Origin of the sequence: Xanthobacter autotrophicus (assembly GCF_030015065.1) — a bacterium.
GTDB lineage: Bacteria > Pseudomonadota > Alphaproteobacteria > Rhizobiales > Xanthobacteraceae > Xanthobacter > Xanthobacter autotrophicus_D.
In genome coordinates, this window is the sequence record NZ_JAIVFN010000185.1 from 1 (window position 1) to 5,708 (window position 5,708).

7 protein-coding genes and 2 pseudogenes are annotated in these 5,708 nt (G+C 65.4%); 8 read left to right on the top strand and 1 reads right to left on the bottom strand.

Annotation, left to right across the window (positions count from 1 at the left end; genetic code table 11):
* The 3 genes from K9U40_RS21745 to K9U40_RS21755 form a co-directional block, all read left to right on the top strand.
* Positions 1 to 244, top strand: a 244-nt coding sequence (locus tag K9U40_RS21745; protein ID WP_282892203.1) for a type II toxin-antitoxin system RelE/ParE family toxin, incomplete at its 5' end; no start/stop codon positions are given.
* A gap of 51 nt (positions 245 to 295) precedes the next feature.
* Positions 296 to 1,072 carry a hypothetical protein gene (locus tag K9U40_RS21750; RefSeq protein WP_282892204.1) on the top strand — a complete coding sequence of 259 codons (777 nt, stop codon included), beginning with the start codon at positions 296 to 298 and terminating at the stop codon, positions 1,070 to 1,072.
* Positions 1,041 to 1,502 (top strand): hypothetical protein, encoded by a 462-nt coding sequence (locus K9U40_RS21755; RefSeq protein ID WP_282892205.1) that lies wholly within the window; start codon positions 1,041 to 1,043, stop codon positions 1,500 to 1,502. The genes K9U40_RS21750 and K9U40_RS21755 overlap by 32 nt, the downstream gene beginning before the upstream one ends.
* Positions 1,503 to 1,766: 264 nt before the next feature.
* Here K9U40_RS21755 and K9U40_RS21760 read toward each other — a convergent pair whose 3' ends face one another.
* Positions 1,767 to 1,994: a hypothetical protein gene (locus K9U40_RS21760; protein ID WP_282892206.1), complete on the bottom strand. Its 228-nt coding sequence runs from the start codon at positions 1,992 to 1,994 to the stop codon at positions 1,767 to 1,769.
* A 12-nt stretch (positions 1,995 to 2,006) separates the two neighbouring features.
* On the opposite strand from K9U40_RS21760, the gene K9U40_RS21765 reads away from it, so the two are divergent.
* From K9U40_RS21765 to K9U40_RS21785, 5 genes and pseudogenes are all read left to right on the top strand, one after another.
* Positions 2,007 to 2,303, top strand: a complete 297-nt coding sequence (locus K9U40_RS21765) for a DUF736 domain-containing protein (RefSeq protein WP_282892207.1) — start codon at positions 2,007 to 2,009, stop codon at positions 2,301 to 2,303.
* 298 nt (positions 2,304 to 2,601) lie between these two features.
* Positions 2,602 to 4,101: an IS21 family transposase gene (gene istA, locus K9U40_RS21770; RefSeq protein WP_282892208.1), complete on the top strand. Its 1,500-nt coding sequence runs from the start codon at positions 2,602 to 2,604 to the stop codon at positions 4,099 to 4,101.
* Positions 4,101 to 4,864 (top strand): annotated as a pseudogene (istB, locus tag K9U40_RS21775) (IS21-like element helper ATPase IstB). The gene istA and the pseudogene istB overlap by 1 nt, the downstream one beginning before the upstream one ends.
* A gap of 119 nt (positions 4,865 to 4,983) precedes the next feature.
* Positions 4,984 to 5,226, top strand: coding sequence for a DUF736 domain-containing protein (locus tag K9U40_RS21780; RefSeq protein WP_349239449.1), 243 nt, complete (start codon positions 4,984 to 4,986; stop codon positions 5,224 to 5,226).
* Positions 5,227 to 5,608: 382 nt separating this feature from the next.
* A pseudogene (locus K9U40_RS21785) lies at positions 5,609 to 5,708 on the top strand (type II toxin-antitoxin system prevent-host-death family antitoxin); the annotation flags it as partial.

Sequence of the window (5,708 nt, forward strand, 5' to 3'; positions counted from 1 at the left end):
CACCCATATCGAAGCTGATAGTCCGAAGGCCGCCATCGCCGTCGACGAGCGGATTTCGGCCGCGGCCCATCGCCTCTTGGAGTTTCCTGAAAGCGGGAGGCCCGGCCGTGTCCCGGGAACGCGGGAGCTCGTTATTCCCGGCACGCCCTATATCGCTGCCTATACCGTGACGACGACATTCGTGCGCATTCTGTGCGTCCTTCCTGGTGCACAGATCTGGCCGGGCGACTTCCCCGAGAGCTGAGCAGTCGCGGGTTACACGGCGCTTTCGCGGCGCGAAATGGACGCAGCCGCAATGTTGTACCAGGCCATCTTTCTCTCATCGCCATCCATCATACCGGCAGTCAGGCCGCGTCAAGGACGCGCGGTGCCCCCAATTTTGCCACCGCCGCGCGACAACGAAATCGGCTCCCCACGCGCTGACCCCGCCGGTCGCTTCACGATCCTGAGGGTCGACGCGTTCCTTGCGGGTGAGGATGCAACCGGCCTCCACGCCCTGCAGCATCATTTCGGGCACGTGACCCGCATTATGACCGACAGCGCCTATGTCGGGACGGATTTCGATCTCGGCGAACTTGTCGACGCACAAACGCTCGATGAGACCCGATCCGCGCTCGAGGAGTTGCTCACCGCATCCCGCCTCGGCGGCAAGGCCGGACGCACGCTGTCGTCGCAGTCGCGTTTCCGCGGCCGTACTCGTGACGGCGAACTCGCCGCCTATGTCGATTTCCTCATCGAGGAGAGCGGCATGCGGCTCGGCGTCTGCGATTGGGGATACTGCGTCTATCGCGCCGAGTCCGCCGCCTGCATGGGCGACGAGCGTGGCCCGAACCCTCTGTGGCGCACCGAAAGCACCGGCATGAGCTGCGCCAACTTCGCCGTCACCGAGCGTCATCGCCCAGTCTGGCAGGCGCATCTTGACCGCAACCTCGCCCTGATCGCCGACGAACGGCTCGACGAACCGAGCCTCGCTCTCACCAGGACCCGCATCGCCGAGTGCGAGCGCATCCTTTCCGATCTTTCCGCCACCGGAGAAGCCCGTGCCGAAGACGACCGCCAAAAACCCGCATGACCGGCGCATGCAGGCGACGGCCGAGAAGCTGCGTGCCGCCCTCGCTCGGCTGACTGGGCGTTCCGCAGAATACCCGGCGGCGCCCACTCGACGTTTGACCGTTGCAGCGCTCGCTCGCGAGGCCCGCGTCGGCCGCAACGCCATCTATGCTAATCACCGCGATATTCTCGACGATCTTGCCCGCGCTCTTCAGCGGCAGCGTGTCCCCAGCCGGATCGCCACCATCGCAGACAAAGTTGCCGAGCAGCGCGTCGTGATCGACGACATGCAGCGCCAGATTCGCCAGCTCGCGACCGAGAATGCCGGTCTCATGCGGCGCGCGATCGAGGCCGAACGCCGGGCCGAGAGGGCTGAACGCCGCAGCGCGCAGTTGACGAGGGAGATCGACGCCCATCGCCGTCCCGCGATACTGCGATCGACGCAGCCATGAGCGACTGCTCGAGCAGATGCCGTCATATTCCTGGCTGGTTCATGCGGTCCGTCGCCGAACGCCGCCGGCTTGGCGCCGCATGGCGCAAGGTGCCACGGGGTTCCCTCTTTGTGTCGGGAGGCAGGCAGGCTTCGCATGATGAGAGGGAGCGTCTGGATTTCCACCATGTCGCTATCGTTGGGATTTCGGTGTCGCAAGCTAGGGCATCTCCTTGGCAGGGCTGTCCTGAGGTACGTCCATTGCGGCCTTTCTTGTTGGCGTATCTCACACCGCGTCCGGCTGCTGCGCAGCCCGACCTCGATCCCACAACAGCGCGATGCCTACCTTCTTCCCCACCGTGCTCGGCTGACGCCTGCGCGCGGTTTCCTCGCGAAGCAAGAAGCTCGTCCCTGCGCCGCCCTCCACTTCGTTCCAGCCCTTCGGGTGCGGGCCGGTCGCCCGGTGTTCTCCGATCGCCATCAAGGCCGCGATGGTCGCGACCTGATACAGCAAAGGAGAAGACCCATGGCTCAGATCGGCACTTTCACCCGCAACGAAGACGGCTCTTTCGCCGGAGTGATCAAGACGCTTTCCCTCAACATCAAGGCCCGCTTCGTCGCCGCCGACAAGGAAAGCGAGAAGTCCCCTGACCTTCGCGCCCTCGCAGGCTCAATCGAGATCGGCGCAGGCTGGAAGAAAGCCGCCAAGGAAACCGGCCGGGAATACCACTCCGTCAAGCTCGACGATCCGAGCTTCCCAGCTCCGATCTACGCCAGCCTCGTGGAAGTCGAGGACGGATACGCCCTCATCTGGTCGCGCTGAGGCGACCACTCACCGGACGCGGCGCTCCACCCCGGGGCGCCGCGATCCAGCTAAAGGACACTCGGAAGTGTCCTCCACCAGATAGCCAAGCAAAATCCGATGCGTCGTTTCAAGAGGACAGTTGGCGGCTGACCTAAAACGGCTTCACCGGCGTCATCAAGACCCTCAACCTCAACGTCAAGGCCAAGATTGTGTTTCGGCATGGAAGATTGACCCCGTTGTGAGGGGGATCGGCGTGTAATTTTGACCCCCCTCTTGGCTCATGGTCCGTCGTTTTGTTGCGACGGGCGGGCTGGGGATGAAGGGCGTGGATACGATTGCGCGGATCCGGCGCGAGCATTTCGTGCGCGGCAAGTCCATCAAGGAGATCGTGCGGGAGCTGCACGTCTCGCGGAACACGGTGCGCAAGGTGCTGCGGACCGGAGCGACGGCATTCAGCTACGAGCGGGAGGTGCAGCCGCTGCCGCGGATCGGGCCCTGGCGGGAGGCCCTGGATGGGCTGCTCGCCGGGAACGAAGGGAAGCCGGCGCGGGAGCGGCTGACGCTGATCCGCATCTTCGAGGATCTGCGCAGCCAGGGGTATGAGGGCAGCTACGATGCGCTGCGCCGCTATGCGAAGGGCTGGCGGCGGGCGCAGGCGACGATGACGGCTGCGGCCTACGTGCCCCTGAGCTTCGCGCCCGGCGAGGCCTACCAGTTCGACTGGAGCCACGAGATCGTCCTGATCAACGGCACCACGGTGTCGGTGCGCGTCGCCCATGTGCGGCTGTGCCATTCGCGGATGCTGTTCGTGCGGGCTTATCCGCGCGAGACACAGGAGATGGTGTTCGACGCCCACGATCGGGCCTTCGCCTTCTTCAAGGGCTGCTGCACGCGCGGCATCTACGACAACATGAAGACTGCGGTCGATGCGATCTTCGTGGGCAAGGAGCGGGCCTATAATCGCCGCTTCCTGCAGATGTGCAGCCACTTTCTCGTCGATCCCGTGGCCTGCACGCCGGCCTCAGGCTGGGAGAAGGGGCAGGTGGAGAACCAGGTCGGCCTGGTGCGGGAGCGCTTCTTCACCCCCCGGCTTCGGGTGAAGAGCTATGACGAGCTGAACGCCTGGCTGCTGGACCAGTGCATCGCCTACGCCAAGGGGCACCCGCATCCCGAGCGGCGGGAGGAGACCATCTGGCAGACCTTCGAAGCGGAGCGTCCAGCCCTGGTGCCTTATGCCGGCCGGTTCGACGGCTTCCATTCAGTGCCCGCCTCCGTGTCCAAGACCTGTCTGGTCCGCTTCGATAACAACCGGTATTCAGTCTCCGCCAGCGCCGTGGGACGCCCGGTCGAGGTCCGGGCCTATGCGGAGCGGATCGAGCTGCGCCAGGATGGGCGGCAGGTCGGGTCCCACCCGCGCTGCTTCGGCCGGGACCAGACCATCTTCGACCCCTGGCACTATGTGCCGGTGCTGGCGCGCAAGCCCGGCGCCCTCAGGAACGGCGCTCCGTTCAAGGACTGGGTTCTGCCCACGAGCCTCGATCGCGTCCGGCGCAAGCTCGCCGGTGCCCCCGACGGGGACCGGCAGATGGTGGACATCCTCACCAGCGTGCTGAGCGATGGGTTGCCCGCGGTCGATGCCGCGTGCGCCGAAGCCCTGCACCAGGGCGTCCACTCGGCCGACGTGATCCTCAACATCCTCGCCCGGCGCCGTGAGCCTGCAGCCCCCGTCACCATCATCACGCCCGACGCCTTGCGCCTCCGCTACACCCCGAGCGCCGACTGCTCACGATACGACTTGCTGAGGAGATCCCCATGATGGAGCGTTCCCAGATCCTCGAGGCCATGGGCGAGCTCAAGCTCTATGGCATGAAGGCCGCCTACGACGAGATCATCGCCACCGCCGTCAAGCGCCAGCACGAGCCGAAACGCATCGTCGGCGATCTGCTCTCGGCAGAGATCTCCGAGAAGCAGGCCCGCTCCATCAAGTACCAGATCACCATCGAGGGTTCCCATGCGACCCGTCGCATGGGGTCCCTTCCAAGCTGCCCCTCGCCAAGGACATCGACGACTTCGTGTTCGATGACACCCCCATCAACGAGACCCTGGTGCGCGACCTCGCCGGCGGCAACTTCCTCGCCCACCAGCGCAACGTGGTGCTGATCGGGGGCACCGGAACCGGCAAGACCCATCTGGCCATCGCCATCGCGCGGTCCGCCATCCGCGGCGGCGCCAGGGGGCGCTTCTTCAACGTGGTCGACCTCGTCAACAAGCTGGAGGCCGAGGCCCGTTCCGGCCGCCAGGGTCGCATGGCCGATTATCTCTCCCGCAAGGACTTCATCGTCCTCGACGAGCTCGGCTACCTGCCCTTCGCCCAGTCCGGCGGCCAGCTCCTGTTCCACCTCGTCAGCAGGCTCTACGAGCAGACCTCGGTCATCGTCACCACGAACCTCGCCTTCGGCGAGTGGCCGAGCGTCTTCAACGACCCCAAGATGACCACCGCGCTCCTCGATCGTCTCACCCACCACTGCGACATCGTCGAGACCGGAAACGAGAGCTGGCGCTTCAAGAACCGCGCCTGACCTCCGCCACCATTGACCCCACTGCCGCTGCGCCACACCAACGCTCCGCGGCAGTGGGGTCAATGCCCCAGGCCGGGGTCAATATTCGGCGCCGATAGGGGGTCAGGTTTCCGTGCCGATTGACAGCCAAGATCGTTCGCGCCGAGCGCACCTCCGACAAAGGCCCCGACTTCCGCATCCTCGACAGCCGCAACGTGGAATTCGGCGCCGCCTGGCAGAAGACCGCGAAGGAGACGGAGCGCGACTACCTCTCCGTCAAGCTCGACGACCCTTCGTTCCCCGCTCCGATCTACGCCACCTTGATCGAGGTGGAAGGCGAGGAAGGCCTCCAGCTGATCTGGTCCCGCCCGAACCGGGACTGAGCCTCCGACCAGAGGGCTCCGCCGCAAGGCGGGGCCTTCAGCCCTTTCGGTGACGAGCGGCCACAGCCAGGAGGAAACACATGACCACCACCACAATCTCACAGGTGCAAAGGTCCACCACAGTGGCGACATCGCGGTTTGGCCCGACGGAACGTCGAGGAACTGCGCGCCGAGCTGCGGAACGCCGCGAGATCGAGGCCCATCTGGAGACGGTTCTCGCGGAGCGCGAGCTCATCTGGGCCGAGCTGGAGGGCCTGCTTTCACCGTGTCGCGCCGTCCGAAGCGCTGCCGGCCCGGCGGCGGCGCTTCGGACGGCGCTTCGTTGCGCAAATGCGGTCAATGCTGTATATATCACCAAAGGCAGCAATTACAGGAGATCGCCATGCCGCGTTCAGGTGGGTCCTATTCCACGAGCGAGCTTTCCCGCAAGTCCGGCGATATCATCGCTGAGGCGCTGCGCCGGCCGGTAACGATCACCCAGC

Excerpts from the sequence above, each read along its gene's own strand:
- K9U40_RS21765 (WP_282892207.1), top strand. The coding sequence starts at position 2,007 with ATGGCTCAGATCGGCACTTTCACCCGCAACGAAGACGGCTCTTTCGCC.
- K9U40_RS21750 (WP_282892204.1), top strand. The coding sequence starts at position 296 with ATGTTGTACCAGGCCATCTTTCTCTCATCGCCATCCATCATACCGGCA.
- istA (WP_282892208.1), top strand. The coding sequence starts at position 2,602 with ATGAAGGGCGTGGATACGATTGCGCGGATCCGGCGCGAGCATTTCGTG.